Below are 20,264 nucleotides of genomic sequence, written 5' to 3'. Positions count from 1 at the left end.
CGCCCGCCCGCAAGTCCACCCCATCATCCCGTCCGGCAATCGCTCAGAGACGATGCAGAACCACGTCCGGACAGGCCTCGCGTGCGATCGCGCAGAGATGCTCGTGGTGCGTCAGGTAGATCACCTGTCCGACCCCCGCCATCTCCGCCATCAGCCGGAAGGCGTGGAAGGCGCGACCATCGTCGAAGGTCTCCATGATATCGTCCGCGATGAACGGCAGGGCCTCGCGCTGGGCGCTGATCTCGTGGAAGCCCGCCATGCGCAGCGCGAGATAGAGCTGGAACCGTGTTCCCTTCGACAGATCCCTTGCAAGCTTGGTCGCCCCCGTCACGGAGCGGACCAGCAGGAATTCCGTCCCCTTTTCCATCTCGGTCGAAAGGCCCTCATATTCCCCGCCGCTGATGGTGGCGAAGGCGGCGGAGGCCCGCTGCATCATCGCGCTGCGATGCCGTTCGCGGTAGAGCCGCAAGGCCATGTCGGCGGCCAGGAGCCCGGCGCGCAGCCGGAGATAGGCCAGCGCCTGCTCCTCGATATCGGCGAGAACCGTGCGGCGGCGTTCCTCGATAAAGGCGGCCGCATCGTCGCCGGCCGCCTTTTCCAGCCCCCGCTCCGCATCGCGCAACTCCGCATGCCGATCCTGGACCATCCGATCCGCCTCGTCATGGCGCGCGGAGAGCTCGGCCGCCTCGCGGCGCAGCCCCTCCGCGTCGAGCGCAACGAGGATCATCTCGGCCTCCTCCGCTGTCGCGACCCGCAGGCGGGCTGCGAGATCGGACTCGGTTTCGCCGATACGTTCGCGCAATCGGGTTCGGTTTTTCGCGGTTTCGAGGTGGCTCGCGACGTCGCCGAGTTCGGTGCAGCCGAAGAAGGCCAGCATATCGCGCTTGCTGGCGTCGTGCCGCTCCTGGCTCTCGGCCAGCGAATGCGCTTCACGCGCGCGTTCGTCCAGCTCCCGGGACAGACGGTCGAACAGCGCCTCGACCTGCTCGGCAGCCGCCACGCGCTGTAGCAGCCGTGTGTATACCGCCAGCGGATCGTCGCCGACCTCCAGATCGAGCTGCGTGCAGCAGGCGGAAACGGCCGCGACGAAGGCGGCCTGGTCGCGCCCCATCGCCTGGATCCGATGGTCGAAATCGTTGCGGCGCTGGACCAGCCGGTCGATCTCGGCCAGCACCGTCAGGGACGGCATGACCTCGGCCGGGCTCGGCACCACGCCGTCCGGCGCCAGCCAGAGCCCGGAAAGGACGTCCGCCCAGGATTGCGCCCATTCCGCCATCGCGGCCTCCGCCGCCTGTGCGTCGCTCCGCCGCGATGCGAGCGCGGCTTCCGTGCGCTTCAGAGCCTCCGAACGCGCACGCCCTTCGGCCGCCTCGGCCTGTGCCGCAGCCAGCACGCGCTCGCCGAAGGCCAGCGCCGTCTCGAAATCGTCGGGCAGCGCGGCATCCTCGCCGAAAGCGGCCGCCAATCGGGCCATGGCGCGCGCCTCGTCGGCGTCGGCCTGCGCCTGTTTCTGCCGCATGGCGCGCAGGGCCGTCCGCGTCTCCAGCGTCTTCAGGCGACGCTGCAACCAGTCCTCCAGCCGCGGGAGCGACAGGTCCGCCGGCAGGTTGCAGGCCTCCGCCGCCTGCGCGATCGCGTCACCGAGCGCGCTGCGCTCCGCCAGCTGCTCGGCACGTTGCTGATCGTAGGCTGTCTGACGCGCGACGAGGTCGGCGATCGTCACCGCCAGAGCGCGGCTCCGGGCGATCTGTTCGGTCTGCGTCAGCCGCAAGGCGCTCGCCCGGTCATCCCTGTCCAGCGCGCTCTCGAACCTGTCGGCCGTGTCGGCGGCCAGCGTCTCGCGGTGTGCCCGCCAGGCGGCATCGCGCGCCCGGCGCAGCTCGGCCACGCGCCCGTCATCGGCAAATTCCGCCTGGGCGAGCAGGGAATCGCGCTCGGCCTGCGCGGTGGCCAGCTGTAGGGCGATTTCTGCGCGGCGCTCGTCGATGAGCCGCAGGCGCTCGGCCACACGCTCGCTTCGGAACGACCAGTCCGCCAGATCGCCCTCGGCGGGAACGGGCACGCGGGCGAGGCTCTCGCCATCGTGCCGGCCCGGAAGCGACGCCAGCTGATCGGAAAGGAGATCCTCGAGCCGCGCCGTCTCTTCGCGCGCGGCCGTCTGGCGAAGCGGGAAATCTTCACGCCGCAACGCGCGCAGGAGATCAGACAGGGCTTGCAGGCCGCCGGCTTGCAGGTCGCCGGCTTGCAGGTCGCGGGCCTGCAGATCGCGAGCGGGGGTCGCGCCCGGCGCCCGCCCTGCCCGTGGTTGGCCGTTCGTGTCCACGTCGTCCAGCGCCGTGCGGTGCGCGGCCTCGCTCAAGGCAAGCTCCCTGCGGGATGCGTCCTGCCGCTCGGTCAGGCGTGCATGGGACTCGGCCAGGGCTCGCAGCCGGCCAATGGTCGCTGCGGGAATGAGAAGCGCTTCAGGGTTCTCGTCGGTGCGCCGGCCGAGCTGCAGCAGCCGCACCGCCAGATCCGCGGCAACGACGGCGCGTTCCTGAGTGCGCGACGGCATGTCCTGGGCCGCCGTGCGGTAGCGGGCTTCGAGCCCCGAGCTTTCGAGACGACGCAGGTCGTCGCGCAGGGCGAGAACGGCTTCGTCACGCGCGAGCAGATCCCGCTCCTGCGTGCGCCGCGCGATATCGGCAGCGACCTGCGCAAGACGGATGCCGATCTCCGTTTCGGCCCGCATCAGGTCCGGCAGCATCTGGTGCCAGACGGCGGGCGGATCCGGGAGGTCGCTCAGGGCGGCCAGATCACCGCGCAACGCGCGCAGCCGCAGGAGCAGCGGCAGGCCCTCGAGCTTGGCATTCGCCGCGTCCCACTGGACGCGGAGCGCAGCGCGCATGGCGAGGGCGGCCTCGTGCCGTTCCGTCGCGAGGTCACGGGTCTTGCGAAGCGCTGTGTACTCCCGCTGACTGACATCGATCGCCGCGCGCTCGTCCTTCAGCGCATCGAGTTCGGCCTTGAGTTCGGCCAGCCGATGCTTGCGCGCCTGCGGACGGTAGAAGGCATCCGTCCGGCCCTTGAGGTCGGCCATGACGCCGGTCAGGTCCGGCAGCCCGGAGCTGGCGGAAAAAAGCAGCGCTCCCAGCTCGCCCTCGCTGCGCAGGATGCTTTCCCCGCCTTTTTCGATGCTGTCGTCATCGAGCGAGAACATCAGCTGGTAGGTTGCCCGGTCCACCGTGCCCAAGGCATTGGCGAGAAGGCCCTCGGGCAGTGGCTGGTCATGGGCGTCGATCAGCGTGTTCTGTTGCCGCTTCACCCGAAACAAAGACTGGCTGCGCCCCCCGGTGTCCACCGTCGCGCCGATGCGCATGGCGGGATAGGGATGAAGGAAATTATAGGGGCTGCGGCCTTCGATGCCGAAGAACAGGTCGAGCACCGCCGAAAACAATGTCGACTTGCCGGCCTCGTTCGGTCCGTAGACCAGATGAAGGTCCGGCTTGCCGGGCCGGGCTGGGCCGAAATGGAGCTGCTTGCCGGTGAATTTTCCATAGCGGACGAGATCGAGGGCGGACAGACGCATCAGAGATCCCCTTCGCCGGCCCGCACATGCGCCAGCACCTCGTCGCTGCCGTCGCGCGCGATCTCGGCCAGCAGCGCCTCGACAGCGGCTTCATCCGTACCGAAGGTCTCCCGCAATTCGCGCGGCAGCTGGCCGAGAAGCTCGGCCATCAGGTCGGCCGCCTGCTGGCGAAACCCGTGTGCGCCGAGCACGTCGCGATGGATCAGCACCGAGAGTTCCGCAGCCGGGTCGAGACCCGTCGCGGCGTCATGGCCGGGGGTCGTCGCAAGATCAGGCGCCTGGCAGTCGATCTCGATCTTCTCCACCCAGCAGCCGGGCAAGGCATTGGCAAGCCCGGTCACCTCATCCGTCAGAAAGCCGGGATCGCGCTTGAGCCGGTAGGCAAGCGCGGTGGTGCCCGTCAGCTGCAGGCGCAGAATGAGATGCTGCGCACCCGCCGCCGCGACGCGGCGCGCGAGATCGTCGCCGATCCGGGCGAGCAGCGCCCGCCATTCCGAGATGCCTGTCAGGTCGACGATCGCCCGCTCGAACACGGCGCTGCCGATACGTCGTTCGTCGTGACGGATGTCGCCCCCTTCACCGACGGTGACGAGCGTCACGCTCTTCGGACCGGCTTCGTTGATGTCGCGGCCCTGCGGCATCCCCGGCATGACGATCAGCGGCCTTTCGCTGTGGACGAGGCGATGATGCACGTGGCCGAGCGCCCAGTAATCGAAGCCGTGCGCGACAAGCTCCGTCACGCTGCACGGGGCGTAGAGATCGTGGCCGGGCGCCCCGGCCAGACTCGTGTGCAGCATACCGATATTGACGGCCTCCGGCTGAGGCCCGGGAAAGGACGGCAGGAGGCTGTCGGGCGCATGCGGCTGGTCGAAGCCGATCCCGTGGATATAGACGGCGCGCCCGTCGGCCAGGGTCGCCGCCTTGACGGATTTCGCACGGTTGGAAAAGACATGAACGTTGTCGGGAAAGGTCAATTCGCGGCGAATGGCCGACTGGTTGTCGTGATTGCCGCGAATGACGAAGACCCGCACGCCGGCCGTCTCCAGCCGGCGCATCTCGCCCATCAGGAACAGGGCCGTGTTCATCGAGGTCTGCGACCCGTCGTAGAGGTCCCCCGCGATCAGGAGGGCATCGACGGCCTCTGCGATGCAGAGATCGACGATGGCCGTCAGCGCGGCGCGGGTGGCACCGCGGACATGCTCTGCGAGCTCCCCGTTGCGGAGCGCCAGACTGCGGAGAGGAGAATCAAGGTGAAGGTCTGCGGTATGAATGAAGCGGAAAGCCATGCCCGACCATGGCCCTGCCAGCGCACGGACGTCAATCGTTTCGGCGTTCTCGCCGTCGTCTTTCCACCGGGCGGTCACCTTCCGACCTGCACACGCCCTCACTGGCCGGATGCTGTGGCGCATGGGCTCCGGCGGCTTGTGTTGCTCTTCAGGAACCCCGATCCACTTTCACGCGACCCGGTTTCAGATCGCCGCGAAGGCATTTGACATGGGCCCTCATAACGTCCATCTCCACGTGATGAAAACGACATTCGACGTCTCCGACAAGCTGTTCGAGCTCTATCATCGCGTCCACCGGCTCATCAACCAGTCGATGACGGAGGAAGGCGTGTCGCTGGCCCGCAGCAAGTTCCTGTTCTTCCTGAACAAGCTCGGTCCCTGCCGCTCGACGGATATCGCCTGCGCGCTCAACTTCGCGCCCCGCACGGTGACTGAAGCCATCGACGGACTGGAGCGCGACAAGCTGGTGGTCCGCCAGCCGGACCCCGAGGATCGCCGCGCCAAGATCGTGTCCATTACCGATGTCGGCCGGATCGCGCTCGAGGCCGCGGAACATCCGCGCAAACAGCTGATCGAGGAAATCTTTTCGGCACTGGACGACGAGCAGCTCGACCAGCTGCACGACATCGTCAGCAAGCTGGTCCGTCGCACGGACGAAATCCGCGAGCGGCGCGAGCAGGACGAGGCCGCCATGGCGTCGGTGACGGCGCACGAGGCCTGAGCGCCGACAGCTGGCGCTGCGCCAACGCGATCGGGCCATCGGGTCATCGCACCGGCCGGAGGGCCAGGACGAACGCCGGACGGCCAAGAGGAACCGGGCACGAGGCCCGGTCCTGTCCTCCGACAGCGGTCACATCGCGTTGATCGTGCCGATGGTCCAGAACATCGTCTCGCCCGAGCTGTCATCGACGCCATCATTGTCGGTGACGACATAGCCGGTGCCCGTCCCGTCGATCGCAAAACCCTCGACCTTGTCGAGCACGTAGCCGTTCAGCGCCTTCAGATCGGGGAGCAGATCCCGGAATTCCTCCTTGGCGACGACCGGCAGCGGACCACCGAGCTTGGCCGGCTTCAGTTGGGCGAGTGACACCCGGAAGATCTTCTTCAGTTTCGCGGCCTGTCCGACGAGATTGTCGCGTTCGATGACATAGGCGTTGTCGCCGTAGATCGTGATTTCGGATAGGCCGACCCAGCCCTCGCCCGTCGTCTCGAGAGGATAGCGCACGGCGCCCCATTCCCCCGATTTCGGCGTGTAGGAGACGAGCTTGACGAAGCCTTTCTCGTCGTCCTTCCATTCGCGCTGCACCGCCATCCACAGGGTCGTATCATCGCCCTTTCCGGCAACGGCGATGCCTTCGAAACCGTAGCGGGTCTCTGCGGCGCGCAGCTCTTCGGGAAGCGGGATTTCCTTCTTGATCTGGCCCTTGGCGTTGACCTGGTAGAGCGCATGCGGCACCAGCTTGTCGGCATTGCCTTCGGATGCCAGCCAGAAGCCATCCTCCGTCGCGACGATGCCCTCGATGTCGAGCTTCTGCGCCGGTGCGCCGTCGCGGGTGATGGTCAGCGCATCCGTGATCTCAGCCGGGCTCTTCGTCGCATCGATGGTGAAGATGCGCGGTTCGGCGCCATAGACGCTGTCGCTGACGGCATAGAGCTTGCCGGGCGCACCCGGCACGGCCGCCAGACCCGAGAGAGCGCCAAAGCCGATCGGCACGCCGTCCTTCTCTGCGGAGCGGAGTTGCGGATAGGCCGGCTTGCCCTCCTTGCGCTCGTAGATCATAACGTGCGAGCGCGCCGCCCCGTCTTCGACGAGGTCGGCCTCGTTGGCGGTGACCAGCAGGTTTCGGCCTGGAATGGCCACGCCGCCTTCCGGCGAGATGCCCGACGGCAGAAGCTGGAGCAGGTGCGGCTCGGCGCCGGTATCCTTGTAGACACCGACGAGCGATGCCCGCTCGGCGAGCACGAAGAACAGCCGATCATCGCCGAAGGTCGCCGCTACCAGCCCCTCGGGCTCGATGCCCTTCGCCGCGGAACGCTTCTCGGGATAGTGACCCACGGCCGCCGCCGCATGCTCCAGGCTGGCGCCGGCCTCGAAGAGCACCGTGCCGCGGGTATCGAAGATGGTGAAACCGCGCGCACCGCCCTTCCAGTCTCCCTCGTTGGCGACAACCAGCCTGTCGTCGTCGAGCCACTTGACCGCATCCGGCTCCCGGGCCACGCCCTTCAGCGTGCCGGTGAAGGAAAGCTTGCCGTCCCGCTTCGTGTCGATGCCGTCAAGATCCACCGTGCCGGCCGAGAAATGCGAGACGACCTTACCGGAGCGCCCGTCGAGGATGACGATATGGTTGTTTTCCTGCAGCGTCAGTGCGATCTGGTCGCGACTGTTGAAGGCGACGAACTCCGGTTCCGGATCCTCGCCGCCGACGTCGGCCAGACCGGTCAAGGCGACATGGCGGATGGTGGCGCAGTCGGGCACGCCGTCGTTGAGCTTCACGATGACCAGATCGCCGGCCGGCATCTGCGGCAGCGCGCCGTCGTTCACCTCTTCGTCGCGCTCGTTCTCGATCGCAATGGCGGCGAGCGTCCGGTCCTTGTTCACCGCAACCGAGTCCGGCTGGCCACCCAGTTCGCAAGCCGCCGTCACGGCGCGGCTTGCAATGTCGACCGCCGCAAGCCTGCCTGACGGATTGGCGCGGTTCGGGCTCGTATTGACGGCAACGAGGGCCTTCGGGCCGGCAACCGTCACGGAGGTCGGCTCGCCGTCGAAGCGGACGACGCCGCCCGCCTTCGGTGACGCAGGGTTCGTGATGTCGATGAAGCCGATCGCCTTCTGGGGGCTGTCGGAATAGACCAGCGTCATTCCGTCGTCGGTGGCCGTGACAATTTCGGCAGAGGTCACCGTCTTGCGATCGACCCCGGCCGGCAGGTTGTCCGCCACGGCGAAGGACGCGATGCGGTTGAAGACGGGCTCCGCAGACGCGGGGCCGGCCACCGAGGCCGCAAGCAGGGCCGCGAGCGCGGCGGTGACGGATACGGTTTTCATGAGACATCCCCTCGACATGATCGCGGCGTCCAAGCCGCGGTGCCGGCAGACTGGTCGCGGCACCTGCCGGATTTCTGGCGTGCCCATATGACAGGGGAATGACAGGAACGAAAAAGGCCCGGGATGACCCGGGCCGGAAGACGAGGAGAGCGGCCTGAGCCCTCTCCTGTTGCTGGCGGATGGCAGGACCGGGAGAAGCCCCTGATCCCGCATCGCAGCGCCGCTTGAAGCGCGCGGTCTGCCGGGGTTCCCTTGGGAATGCCGGCGCCGAACGCTGATGTCACGACCCCTGAGGCGAAGCGTTGACGCCGCCCCGGGGATCGCAAGGCCTTAGGAGTTGACCGCGTCCTTGAGGCCCTTGCCGGCCGCAAACTTCGGAACGTTGCGCGCGGGAATATCGACTTCCGCACCGGTGGAGGGGTTGCGGCCCTTGGAGGCTTCGCGACGGCTGACGGTGAAGTTGCCGAAGCCGACGAGGCGTACGTCGCCGCCGTTCTTCAGTTCACCCTGGATCACGTCGAACAGTGCTTCGACAGAGGCGGCAGCCTCCTTGTTCGTGATGCCGGCCTTTTCGGCAACAGCCGATACGAGCTCATTCTTGTTCATGTTTCCACCCTTTCAACTTGGTCCGAAACGACTTGTTTTCGGGCGACCGTACCATCGTCGCAGCGGTCGCCTTGGCAACCCAATCGCGCCGAATGCCCGGAAATGCAAGGCTTTGCGGTGCATTTTACGAAAAAAGACCGGCACAAAGGCCGGTCTTCCACTGATAAAGCGATGGATAACGGTGCAGGCGCCCTCCAGGGAGAGCCGAACCCTCGCGCCCCTGCCCCTTGCGAGACCGGTCGGAGAGCACCGGGGGAGCGAAGCGTTTGCTCCCCCGGGCCTGTATCTTCAGTGGGCGAAACCCGCTGTGGTTTCGTCCGTATCGTCCGCAACCTTGACCGGCGCGGCGTTCTTCGCCGGATCCCACTCGATGGCTTCGGGCATGCGGACCAGAGCGTGCTTGAGAACCTCGCCAATCAGCGACACGGGAATGATTTCCATGTTGTTCTTCACATTATCCGGAATTTCCGCCAGATCCTTGGCGTTTTCTTCCGGGATCAGCACCTTCTTGATCCCGCCGCGCAGGGCCGCGAGAAGCTTTTCCTTCAGGCCGCCGATGGGCAGAACCCGGCCGCGCAGGGTGATTTCCCCTGTCATGGCCACGTTCTTGTCGACCGGAATGCCCGTCATGATCGAGACGATGGCGGTGGCCATCGCAACGCCGGCCGAGGGACCATCCTTCGGGGTCGCCCCTTCGGGAACGTGGACGTGGATGTCGCTCGTGTCGAAACGCGGCGGCTCGATGCCGAAGTCGATGGCGCGCGAGCGGACATAGGAGGCTGCCGCCGAAATCGATTCCTTCATCACGTCCTTCAGGTTGCCCGTCACCGTCATGCGGCCCTTGCCGGGCATCATCACGCCTTCGATCGTCAGCAGTTCGCCGCCGACCTCGGTCCAGGCCAGACCCGTGACCACGCCCACCTGGTCGGTGCGCTCGGCTTCGCCGTGGCGGAAGCGCGGAACGCCCAGATAGTCATGGATGTTCTCGGCCGTCACCTCGATGCTGGTGGCCTTGCCCTTGAGGATCTCGGTGACCGCCTTGCGGGCGAGCTTCATCAGCTCGCGCTCGAAGGAGCGGACGCCCGCCTCGCGGGTATAGGTCTGGATGACCGCCATCAACGCGCCGTCCGTCACCGAGAATTCGGCGGGCTTCAGGGCATGATCGGCGATCGCCTTGGGCAGGAGGTGCCGCTTTGCAATCTCCAGCTTTTCCTCTTCCGTGTAGCCGGCGATGCGGATCACTTCCATGCGGTCCATCAAGGGCGCCGGAATGTTCAGCGTGTTCGCCGTCGTGATGAACATCACGTTCGAAAGGTCGTATTCGACCTCCAGGTAGTGGTCCATGAACGTGGCGTTCTGTTCCGGATCGAGAACCTCGAGCAGGGCCGACGACGGATCGCCTCGGAAGTCCTGGCCCATCTTGTCGATTTCATCGAGCAGGAAGAGCGGGTTGGACTTCTTGGCCTTCTTCATCGACTGGATGACCTTGCCGGGCATCGAGCCGATATAGGTCCGGCGGTGGCCGCGGATCTCGGCCTCGTCACGAACGCCACCCAGTGCCATGCGGATGTATTCGCGGCCGGTCGCCTTGGCGATCGACCGGGCGAGCGACGTCTTGCCGACGCCCGGAGGACCGACGAGGCACAGGATGGGGCCCTTGATCTTGGCGGAGCGCGCCTGCACGGCGAGATACTCGACGATGCGTTCCTTGACCTTGTCGAGGCCGAAGTGATCGAGCTCCAGCACCTTTTCGGCCGCGTTGAGATCGGTCTTGACCTTCGACTTCTTGTTCCACGGAATGCCCGTCAGCCAGTCCAGATAGTTGCGCACGACGGTGGCTTCCGCCGACATCGGGCTCATCTGGCGCAGCTTCTTCATCTCGGCGTCGGCTTTTTCCCGCGCCTCCTTGGAGAGCTTGGCCTTGTTGATCTTGTCTTCCAGTTCGGCCATCTCGTCGCGGCCTTCCTCGCCGTCGCCGAGCTCCTTCTGGATCGCCTTCATCTGTTCGTTCAGGTAGTATTCGCGCTGGGTCTTCTCCATCTGGCGCTTGACGCGCGAGCGGATCCGCTTCTCGACCTGCAGCACGGAAATCTCGCCTTCCATGAAGCCGAGCGCCTTTTCCAGGCGCGCTTTCACGCTCGTCGTTTCCAGCATTTCCTGCTTTTCGACGATCTTGATGGAGAGATGCGAGGCGACCGTGTCGGCCAGCTTCGAGTAGTCCTCGATCTGGCTGGCGGCACCGACGACCTCGGGCGAAATCTTCTTGTTGAGCTTTACGTAGCTCTCGAACTCGGAGACGACCGAGCGCGAAAGGGCTTCGATCTCGACCGGATCTTCCGCGGGTTCGGCCAGCGGGTGCGCCATCGCCTCGTAGAATTCCTCGCGACGGGTATAGCCATCGATCTCCGCGCGCGACCGGCCCTCGACCAGCACCTTCACGGTGCCGTCAGGAAGCTTCAGGAGCTGCAGGACATTGGCGATTGTGCCGATCTGATAGATCGCGGAGGGCTCCGGATCGTCATCGCCGGCATTGATCTGGGTCGCAAGCATGATCTGCTTGTCGGTACCCATGACCTCTTCCAGGGCGCGGATCGACTTTTCGCGACCCACGAAGAGGGGCACGATCATATGAGGGAACACCACGATGTCACGCAGGGGAAGGACTGGGAAGGTCCCGCTCTCGGCTGCCGAAGACGTTTTGTTCGTCATGTCATTTCCTTTCCGTCCCGTTTCCGGGAGCGTTACCCGAAGCACTTCAAGGATGCTTCCGGTCATCACTTTTTCCACTGTCACAGGTGGAGGCTGCGAGACCCGTTTTCAACCCTTCGACGGTCCGGCCGGCAGCATTCCCGGCAGCTATCGAAGCGTATCGCCCAATAGAGGCTACGTGACTGTCGCGGACCTTGCCATGCGACCGACGCGTCATGATTCGGCCCTCCGGCCCGCGACACGAAACCGTCACATCATCGCGCGGTCGGAATGCTTTAGCAATGGCGGAATGAGCGGGGTCCCGATAGCGCTCGGCCCTTGCGGACCGACGGGCGATCTGCAACGCTGACGGGCCGGATTCATCCGTCCGGTCCCTACCCCACTTCATCTTCTAGCCCCGCGCCCGGGCCCTGCACCCCAGCCGTACGAAGACCCGCCCCGCGATTGGAACGCCTGTGAACCTTCATTCCCGTCCCCGGGTCGGCCCGGAGGTCCCGACGGCGGGCGATGTCACCCTGCTGTCGATCAGCCAGGCAACCACGGCCACCTTCTCCGATGTGTTCATCGGTCTCGCCTTCCTCTGCTTTATCCATGTCGGCTCCAAGCGCGTGTCCTGTCCGATCAATGGCGAGATCATCGGCCACGAAGGCGACCTGCTTGCCTTCCCGCCCGGCGCCGTCGTGACCTTGGAAAACCGCGCGCTCCGGAACGAGACCTATCGTGCGGACGGCGCCTATTTCACGCAGGATCTTGTCGACGCGGTCTTTCCGCATCAGCACCCCCGCTCCGCCTCGCCCGGCATCCAGATCATCCGGGCCGATCATCAGCCGGGCGCCCTGCTTCGTCTCATCCGGGACACGCTGTCGGCCACAGACCTGCCGGATGCGATCCGCCGACACCGCCTGCTGGAGCCGCTTCTCTGGCTGCAGCATCACGGCGTGCACTTCCCGGCGCAGGCTGATCGCCAGCCCATGATCCGGCTTCGCCGTCTTCTCGAGACGGATCTCAGCCATCCCTGGCGAGTGGCGGAGGTCGCCCGGCATTTTGCCATGAGCGAGGCGACCCTCCGTCGCTGGCTTGGCGGGTCGGAGCTGGGCTTCTCGAAGATCCTGCAGAACACCCGGTTGGAGAAGGGACTGGCCCTGCTGCAGACGACGGAACTTCCGGTCTCGCACGTCGCGCAGGATTGCGGATTCAAGACACAGTCCCACTTTTCCGATGCCTTCCGAAGGCGCTTCGGCATCCCGCCGCGCGCCATCCGCGTCGCGGTCGATTGAGCGTTTTTCGACAAAAGATGAAGGCCGGGCGAAAGCGGCGACGGTCACAGACGGATACGCTGCAGAGGTCTTCCATCCTCTCCAGAAAGGGACAGAAAATGTCGTCCGTTCAGCCCATATCCCGTTCCAACACTGCCATCAGTGCCAAGCAGACCGGCCTCGTGTTTTGCAGCCTCCTCGTCGGCGGCCTGATGCTCGGAGGCCTCGCCACACGCGCCGCGGCAGAAGACTTCAAGGTCACGAGCACGTCCATGCGCGAGGGCGGCAAGCTGGAGATCGCGCAGGTCTTCAAGGGGTTCGGCTGCGACGGCGGCGACGCCTCCCCGCACCTGTCCTGGTCCGGCGCACCGGTCGGGACCAAAAGCTTTGCCGTCACCGCCTACGATCCCGACGCGCCGACCGGGTCCGGCTGGTGGCACTGGGCCATCGTGAACATCCCGGCCGCCACCACCGCGCTTTCCGCCGGCATCAGCGGCACCGACGCCCTTCCCAAGGGCGCCGTCGAACTCAAGAACGACTATGGAACGCGAGGCTTCGGCGGCGTATGCCCGCCGCCCGGCGCCGTCCATCGCTATATCTTCACCGTGCACGCGCTCAGCGTCCCGGCGCTCGATCTGCCGGAGGATGCAAGCAACGCGCTTGCCGGTTTCATGATCGGCGGCGCGACCCTCGCCACGGCGCGCCTCACCGCCGTCTATAACCGGTAGGCGCCCTCCCTGCGAAGACCGCGATCCGCAACCAAAAGGGGCCTGCATCGCTGCGGGCCCCTTTTTCAACAGTCTCTGGCGCCATCAGGCGGAAACGTTGGCCTTTTCGTCCGTGCGCTCCGAGTAGATGTAGAGCGGACGGGCCGAACCCTTGACGACCTCGTCGGAGATGACGACTTCGCGCACGCCTTCGAGCGTCGGAAGTTCGAACATCGTGTCGAGCAGGATCTTCTCCATGATCGAGCGAAGGCCGCGAGCGCCGGTCTTGCGGATGATGGCGCGCTTGGCGATCTCGCGCAGCGCGTCTTCGTGGAACGTCAGTTCCACGTCTTCCATCTCGAACAGGCGCTGGTACTGCTTGATCAGCGCGTTCTTCGGCTCCGACAGAATCTGGATCAGCGCATATTCATCGAGATCCTCGAGCGTCGCCAGAACGGGCAGACGGCCGATAAATTCCGGAATAAGACCGAACTTGACCAGATCTTCCGGCTCCAGTTCGCGCAGGACCTCGCCGACGCGGCGATCTTCCGGTGCCCGGACGGCCGCGCCGAAGCCGATCGACGTCTTCTCGCCACGGGCAGAGATGATCTTGTCGAGACCGGCAAACGCGCCGCCGCAGATGAACAGAATGTTCGTCGTGTCGACCTGCAGGAATTCCTGCTGCGGATGCTTGCGTCCGCCCTGCGGGGGAACCGAAGCGACGGTGCCTTCCATGATCTTCAGCAGCGCCTGCTGCACGCCTTCGCCCGACACGTCCCGCGTGATCGAAGGATTGTCGGACTTGCGCGAGATCTTGTCGACTTCGTCGATGTAGACGATGCCGCGCTGGGCGCGTTCGACATTGTAGTCGGCCGCCTGGAGCAGCTTCAGGATGATGTTCTCCACATCCTCACCGACATAGCCGGCTTCGGTCAGCGTCGTCGCATCGGCCATGGTGAAGGGAACGTCGATGATGCGGGCGAGCGTCTGGGCGAGATAGGTCTTGCCGCAGCCGGTCGGGCCGACGAGCATGATGTTCGACTTGGCCAGTTCGATGTCGCTGCCCTTGGCCGAATGAGCCAGGCGCTTGTAATGGTTGTGGACGGCAACCGACAGGATGCGCTTGGCCTGCTGCTGGCCGATCACGTATTCGTCGAGAACCTTGATGATTTCCTGTGGCGTGGGAACGCCATCGCGGGACTTGACCATCGAGGTCTTGTTTTCCTCGCGGATGATGTCCATGCACAGCTCGACGCATTCATCGCAGATGAAAACGGTTGGGCCGGCAATCAGCTTGCGGACTTCGTGCTGGCTCTTGCCGCAGAAGGAACAATACAGGGTATTCTTAGAGTCACCGCCGTTGCTGCCGCTGACTTTGCTCATTTCACTTTCCTTCCAGCACGCCGCGCATCCCGTGCGGGACGCAACGAACCACTCAAACCGCTCCGCAGACTGGCGCGCCGTTCAGCGTCAATGTGCTTTGCTTCCGGGAGTACGAACCGGCCGCGTTTTCACGCGGGCCGGCGGCAACTTGTCTCCCACCGAAAACCGGATGCTAGGACGCGAGAACTCAACATAGCATTAACGGTTGATAGTAACGGCTTTGGTCTCGGGATAAAGACCCTTGAAAGTTACAATTGTGTCACAAATGCATCATCCGCGACACAAAAGCCATGATCAACTTTCGACGGCCGATTCCATGGCTTCGCGCGAGGTGATGACCTTGTCGATCACGCCCCAGGCAAGCGCCTCGTCCGAGGTCATGAAGTGGTCACGATCAAGCGTCTGTTCAACCTCTTCGTAGGTCCGACCGCAATGCTTGACGTAAACCTCATTGAGGCGACGCTTCATCTTGATGATATCGCGGGCATGACGCTCGATGTCGGAGGCCTGACCCTGGAACCCGCCGGAGGGCTGGTGCACCATGATGCGGGCGTTCGGCGTGGAGAAGCGCATGTCCTTGTGGCCGGCGGCCAGAAGCAGCGACCCCATGGATGCGGCCTGCCCGATGCACAGCGTCGAGACGGCCGGCTTGATGAACTGCATCGTGTCGTAGATGGCCATGCCGGCGGTGACGACGCCACCCGGCGAGTTGATGTAGATGGCGATTTCCTTCTTCGGATTTTCCGCCTCGAGAAACAGGAGCTGGGCGCAGACCAGCGTTGCCATATGATCTTCCACAGGGCCGGTGAGGAAGATGATGCGCTCCTTCAGGAGGCGCGAAAAGATGTCGTAGGAGCGTTCGCCACGGTTGGTCTGCTCGACGACCATCGGCACGAGCGCCATAGCGGTATCAACGGGATTTGTCATGTCAGCCCTTCGTCTCATGAATGCGCGAACACTTCGCGTATCGGAATCATTCGAATATCTCTGCCCCTTTACATAGAGTGTCAGAGGTAGGCACTTCAAGTCGGCTGCCGTCTATAACGTTAACGAGAGGCGCTTGCCCGAGGGTGGCGTCAGAGCTGCGATTCGATGGGCAGAAAGCCGATGATCGCGGCTGTCGCCCGTCGCCAGAAACCGGCATCCGGCTCGCGCTCGAGCATGCGCGAACAGTGCTGCGCCTCGTCGTTCCAGCAGAGCCGGCCGTTCTCCAGCGAGAGCCGGAAGCTCGTGCCCGGGTGGGTCTCGAGCGCGAAGACCGCATCGACGTCGGCGACCAGGGCCGGACAGGTGAAGAGCACCCCCATCTCGGTGTTGAGCGAGGCCGACCGGGGGTCGAAATTCATCGACCCGACGAAGCCCCCCTTGCCATCGATGGTGAAGGCCTTGGTGTGGAGGCTCGCGCCGCGCGATCCGAACAGCGAGAGCCGCTGCGTCTCGGTCGCCTCCGACACGGCCTTCAGCTCGTAGAGCGCGACGCCGCCCGCCACCAGCCTGCGGCGGTAGTTCGCATAGGCGCCGTGCACGGCCGCGACGTCGGTTGCCGCCAGCGAATTGGTGAGGACCGCCACATCCACGTCCCGCGCGACCAGCCCGCAGAGCGTCTTCACGCCGTCGGTGCCGGGGATGAAATAGGGGGAGATGATCTTCACGCTGCGTCCGGCCGCGGTGATATGCGGCAGCAATTCCTGCATGAGCCAGTTCTGCCGACGCTCCAGATGCGCCTTTTCGGGCGGATCGGCCTTGATCGTGATGTCGCCGGTGAACCGGAGGTCCCCGCTGCCGTGGAAGAGCCCCGGGGCAGCTTCGGCGGCTTCGACATGCCCGAGGTAATGCCGCCCGCCTTTGCCGCGCGCGAGTTTGCCGAGCTTGCGGCGCAGGCGCGGCAGGTAGTGCCGGTGCGGCGTGCGCAGCGAACCGATCGGCAGCACCATCGAGCTGTTCCAGTAGTCGTCGAAGACGGCGCTCGCCTCGCGCGCGATCGGGCCGAGCATCCACATGTCGAGGTCCCGGAAGTTCGCCTGCTCGGCGGCATCGAAATAGGCATCGCCGATATTGCGTCCGCCGGCGACAACGAGGCGGCCATCGGCGATCCAGGTCTTGTTGTGCATGCGGCGCGTGGCGCGCAGAGGCCGCAGCATCATCTCCAGCCCGCGGCGGAAGCGGTCGTTGCGCGCGCGGCTGGGATTGAACAGCCGCACCTGAATGTTGTCATGCGCGTCGAGCGCCAGGCAGAAGCGGTCGTGCAGCCCGGCATTGATGTCGTCCAGAAGCAGGCGCACCTTCACGCCCCGATCGGCCGCCGCGAGAACCTCGGCAGCCAAAAGCCGTCCCGTCAGGTCGCGCCGCCAGTAGTAATACTGCAGGTCGAGGCTGCGTCCCGCCTTGCGGGCGGACACGACGCGGACGGAGAAGGCGTCGAGGTTGTCCGCGACCAGCGTCGCTGCGCTCTGTCCATCCCGGCCCGCCAGCAGCGGCACGCTGTCCCGGTCGATCGCCGTCTGCCCCTCCACCGGCTCGATCGCCTTGGCCGGCTGACCGTAGAGATGCCGGCCGAAGCGGCCATAGACGTAGATGGTGCCGAGCGCTGCCAGCATCGCCAGGATCGCAAGGGAGATGGTCATCCAGTTCATGAAGCGGTCGAGAGCCTCCGGTGGGTCGGGGTGCGGCAGCGAAAAGAAAGCGCGCGCCTAGCCCAGCTGTGCCGTCGGCCCCTGCCGTCCCTTGCCATCCGTCTCGCCGGTGGGGGCCGTCTCGCTGCGGGGCGTGGCCCCGGCGACCAGGTCTTTGCGGGTGGCAAGCGCGGCTTTCAGATCGATATGGGCCTTCAGCGGCAGATGGTCGGAGGCCACACGCGACAGGGTGGAATGGTGCACCTCCACATGCGTTACCAGCGTATGCGGACTGCCCATCACCCGGTCAAGGGCAAGCAGAGGATAACGCGACGGAAAGCTCGGCACGGCCGAGATCGAGTGGTCGAAGACCGGCGACAGGAGCGACAGGGCCGAACGGCGGCCGATCCGCCATTCGTTGAGATCCCCGATCAGCAATGTCGGCCGTTCCTCGGCCTCTTCGATCGCCGCAAGAATCGCGCGGGCCTGCTGGCTGCGCGAATGCCGGAGCAGGCCGAAATGGGCGGCGATGATGCGCAGCGGTCCATGTTTCAGGTCGAGATCCACCACCAGCGCGCCGCGCGGCTCGACCCCTGGCAGTTTCAGCTGGTTGACCTTGGCGACGGCGCCCTCGCGCACCAGCAGGAGATTTCCGTGCCAGCCATGCCCCTTGGGCGAAAAGGCCGCGATCGGCACCGACAGAAGATGGCAATCCCGGTGAAGCCGCTCGAGATCGAGCAGGCCCGCGCGCTCGCCGAAGCGCTGGTCGGCCTCCTGCAGCGCAATGATATCGGCGTCGATCTCGCAGATCACATCCATGATGCGGCCGGGGTCGAAGCGCTTGTCGGTTCCGACGCATTTGTGGATGTTGTAGGAGGCAACCACCGTATCGCCCCGTGCGCCGGCGGACGCCTCCCGCCCCGGCAGAGGCACGCGGCGCGCCCGCAGTGCCGCCAACAGACCGCCCGCCGACTTGCCGGCTTTGAGGCCCGCGCTGAGGAACGGGACGGGCGTGGCTCGTTTTTGCGACATGGCGGCACTTACCTTGGCTTTTCGATACTCGGGTCGGTTTCGGTCGAAGGCGGTCTTCAGGATGTAGCGAGCAGAGCGCGGCTGACAAGGCAGCGCACCGCTGCAACACCGCTTCCCGAAAAAACGGACAGGAGAGCGATGATCCCGGCTGACGTCCCTCAGACTTCCGTTCGGCCGTCCGCGCGGGGGGGGTGGCGGCGCGCCCGGTAGAAACCGCCCTCTTGAAAGCGAAAACCCGATCTTGACATCCGTCCCGTCCGGCAGCCTTCTGTGGCATCCGCCGCATGCCGGAGGCGTCCGTTCGCGACAGCCCTGCATCTGACCATCCCCCTGCCCGAGATCCCTCTGTCCAAGGTCTCCCTCTCCCCGCCTTGCGACCGCGTCGTTCTCCCATCGTTGCTTATACTGGACATGCCATGCCGACTGCCAAACACGCTTCCTCGTCCGCCGCAATCATCGATGTCGCCACCCGCCGCGTCCGGCTCGACATCCGCGACCCCACCTTCTACCGCGACCCGCTGCCGACCTATGCCGCCTTGCACGCCACCTGCCCCGCTTTTTACTGGGAGGAGCCGGGTCAGTGGTTCTTCACCGGCTACGATCAGGTGAACGCGCTGCTGCGCGACCGCCGCTTCGGGCGCCAGATCCTGCATGTGGCGACCCGGGAAGAGCTGGCCATGCCTGAGCCGAAACCGCATCTCGCCGATTTCGACCGGTTGGAGCACCATTCCTTGCTGGAGCTGGAGCCGCCGGCGCACACCCGCCTGCGCACGCTCGTCAACCGCGCCTTCGTGTCGCGGCATGTCGAAACGCTGAGACCCGACATCGCCGCACTCTGCCACCGGCTGATCGACGGGTTTGCGGACGACGGACATGTCGAGCTGCTGAAGACCTATGCCGAGATCGTCCCGGTCACGGTGATCGCGCGCATGCTCGGCGTCCCGGTCGACATGGCGCCGAGCCTGCTCGACTGGTCCCATCGCATGGTGAAGATGTACGTGTTCAACCCCTCCGTCGAAACGGAGCACGATGCCAACCGTGCCTCGGCGGAGTTCGATGCCTATCTGCGCGAGATCATCGCCTTCAAGCGCGACCATCCGGGTGACGACCTTCTGTCCCACATGATCGCGTCGGAAAAGGACGGCGAACGGCTGAGCGAGGACGAACTGGTCTCGACCGCCGTCCTCCTGCTGAACGCCGGACACGAGGCAACCGTGCACCAGCTCGGCAACGCCGTGGCGGCCATTCTGGAGTCCGGCGCGGAACCGGCTGGCCTCTTTGCCGACGACGGCACCACGGAGCGCACCGTCGAGGAGTGCATGCGCTACGCCGCGCCGCTCCACATTTTCCAGCGCTACGCCCTGTCCGACATCGCGCTCGAGGACGGCATCTCGCTGCGCAAGGGGGACCGCATCGGCCTGCTGCTGGCGGGCGCCAATGTCGATCCGCGCCGGTTTACCGATCCGCTCGCCTTCCGCCCCGCGCGCAACGAAGGCCCGCACCTTTCCTTCGGCGCGGGCATCCACTTCTGCATCGGCGCCCCGCTTGCCCGACTGGAGCTCAAGCTCTCGCTGCCCATCCTGTTTGAACGGCTGCCCGGTCTGCGCCTGGCAGCCGAGCCGGCGTTCAAGGACAGCTATCACTTCCACGGCCTGGAGCGGCTGGACCTCGCCTGGGGCTAAGCGCGGTCGAGCCGGTCCGGCGCGATATGCTCACACCCGGATGACATAATCCTTGCGAGTCGTTTCAAGCACTTCCCACGTTCCCTTGAAGCCCGGCCTGAGGACGAGGCTGTCGCCTGTCTTCAGGTCGAAGATGTCGCCCTCGTCGCTGGTGACGACGGAATGGCCCGACAGGACGTGGAAATACTCCCACTCCTCGTAGACGATCCGCCACTTGCCGGGTGTCGCCTCCCAGATGCCGGCATAGAGGCCGCCGGGGGCCTCCTCGACGTTCCAGGTGCGAAACTCCGGGGCGCCGGCAAGCAGGCGATCCTCGGCGGGGGCGCCGATATCCGGCTGGATACCGGTGATGTCGAAGGCGAGCGCAAAGGTCATCGACA

At 65.4% G+C, this 20,264-nt stretch carries 14 protein-coding genes; 4 read left to right on the top strand and 10 right to left on the bottom strand.

What is annotated here, in order from left to right; genetic code table 11:
- Positions 1-43: 43 nt before the first annotated feature.
- Together ASG03_RS10860 and ASG03_RS10855 are read right to left on the bottom strand one after the other, a co-directional pair.
- The gene (locus tag ASG03_RS10860) at positions 44-3,568 is read right to left on the bottom strand and encodes an ATP-binding protein (RefSeq protein ID WP_062693569.1); all 3,525 of its coding nucleotides are present in this window, start codon (positions 3,566-3,568) and stop codon (positions 44-46) included.
- Entirely contained in the window at positions 3,568-4,854 is a 1,287-nt protein-coding gene (locus tag ASG03_RS10855) for a metallophosphoesterase family protein (RefSeq protein ID WP_062693630.1), read from the bottom strand. The genes ASG03_RS10860 and ASG03_RS10855 overlap by 1 nt, the downstream gene beginning before the upstream one ends.
- A 238-nt stretch (positions 4,855-5,092) precedes the next feature.
- On the opposite strand from ASG03_RS10855, the gene ASG03_RS10850 reads away from it, so the two are divergent.
- Complete coding sequence (locus ASG03_RS10850; protein ID WP_062693568.1) at positions 5,093-5,575, top strand: MarR family winged helix-turn-helix transcriptional regulator; 483 nt, start codon at positions 5,093-5,095, stop codon at positions 5,573-5,575.
- Positions 5,576-5,704: 129 nt separating this feature from the next.
- Here ASG03_RS10850 and ASG03_RS10845 read toward each other — a convergent pair whose 3' ends face one another.
- From ASG03_RS10845 to lon, 3 genes are all read right to left on the bottom strand, one after another.
- Positions 5,705-7,897, bottom strand: a complete 2,193-nt coding sequence (locus tag ASG03_RS10845; protein WP_062693567.1) for an esterase-like activity of phytase family protein — start codon at positions 7,895-7,897, stop codon at positions 5,705-5,707.
- Positions 7,898-8,227: 330 nt separating this feature from the next.
- Positions 8,228-8,503, bottom strand: coding sequence for a DNA-binding protein HupB (gene hupB / locus ASG03_RS10840; protein ID WP_062468444.1), 276 nt, complete (start codon positions 8,501-8,503; stop codon positions 8,228-8,230).
- Positions 8,504-8,791: 288 nt separating this feature from the next.
- On the bottom strand, positions 8,792-11,212 hold the full coding sequence (gene lon / locus ASG03_RS10835; protein WP_062693629.1) for an endopeptidase La: 2,421 nt from the start codon (positions 11,210-11,212) through the stop codon (positions 8,792-8,794).
- A 455-nt stretch (positions 11,213-11,667) separates the two neighbouring features.
- On the opposite strand from lon, the gene ASG03_RS10830 reads away from it, so the two are divergent.
- A complete protein-coding gene (locus ASG03_RS10830) occupies positions 11,668-12,489 on the top strand; it encodes a helix-turn-helix transcriptional regulator (protein ID WP_082475685.1) in 822 nt (273 codons plus the stop codon).
- A 191-nt stretch (positions 12,490-12,680) separates the two neighbouring features.
- The gene (locus ASG03_RS10825; RefSeq protein ID WP_062693627.1) at positions 12,681-13,196 is read left to right on the top strand and encodes a YbhB/YbcL family Raf kinase inhibitor-like protein; all 516 of its coding nucleotides are present in this window, start codon (positions 12,681-12,683) and stop codon (positions 13,194-13,196) included.
- 84 nt (positions 13,197-13,280) lie between these two features.
- Here ASG03_RS10825 and clpX read toward each other — a convergent pair whose 3' ends face one another.
- The 4 genes from clpX to ASG03_RS10805 form a co-directional block, all read right to left on the bottom strand.
- Positions 13,281-14,558: an ATP-dependent Clp protease ATP-binding subunit ClpX gene (clpX, locus tag ASG03_RS10820; RefSeq protein ID WP_062468445.1), complete on the bottom strand. Its 1,278-nt coding sequence runs from the start codon at positions 14,556-14,558 to the stop codon at positions 13,281-13,283.
- Positions 14,559-14,852: 294 nt separating this feature from the next.
- Positions 14,853-15,485, bottom strand: coding sequence for an ATP-dependent Clp protease proteolytic subunit (locus ASG03_RS10815; RefSeq protein ID WP_062468447.1), 633 nt, complete (start codon positions 15,483-15,485; stop codon positions 14,853-14,855).
- 149 nt (positions 15,486-15,634) lie between these two features.
- Entirely contained in the window at positions 15,635-17,191 is a 1,557-nt protein-coding gene (locus ASG03_RS10810) for a phospholipase D family protein (protein ID WP_062693566.1), read from the bottom strand.
- Between the two features lie 57 nt (positions 17,192-17,248).
- Positions 17,249-18,202 carry an endonuclease/exonuclease/phosphatase family protein gene (locus ASG03_RS10805; RefSeq protein ID WP_156381804.1) on the bottom strand — a complete coding sequence of 318 codons (954 nt, stop codon included), beginning with the start codon at positions 18,200-18,202 and terminating at the stop codon, positions 17,249-17,251.
- Positions 18,203-18,618: 416 nt separating this feature from the next.
- Between ASG03_RS10805 and ASG03_RS10800 the strand changes: the two genes are divergently transcribed.
- Positions 18,619-19,884, top strand: a complete 1,266-nt coding sequence (locus ASG03_RS10800; protein WP_062693565.1) for a cytochrome P450 — start codon at positions 18,619-18,621, stop codon at positions 19,882-19,884.
- 30 nt (positions 19,885-19,914) lie between these two features.
- Here the strand turns inward: ASG03_RS10800 and ASG03_RS10795 are convergent, their stop codons facing one another.
- On the bottom strand, positions 19,915-20,259 hold the full coding sequence (locus tag ASG03_RS10795) for a cupin domain-containing protein (protein ID WP_062471888.1): 345 nt from the start codon (positions 20,257-20,259) through the stop codon (positions 19,915-19,917).
- Between the last annotated feature and the right edge of the window lie 5 nt (positions 20,260-20,264).

Source organism: Rhizobium sp. Leaf341, from assembly GCF_001424325.1.
GTDB lineage: Bacteria > Pseudomonadota > Alphaproteobacteria > Rhizobiales > Rhizobiaceae > Ferranicluibacter.
This window is presented reverse-complemented; position numbering and strand designations above follow the sequence as displayed.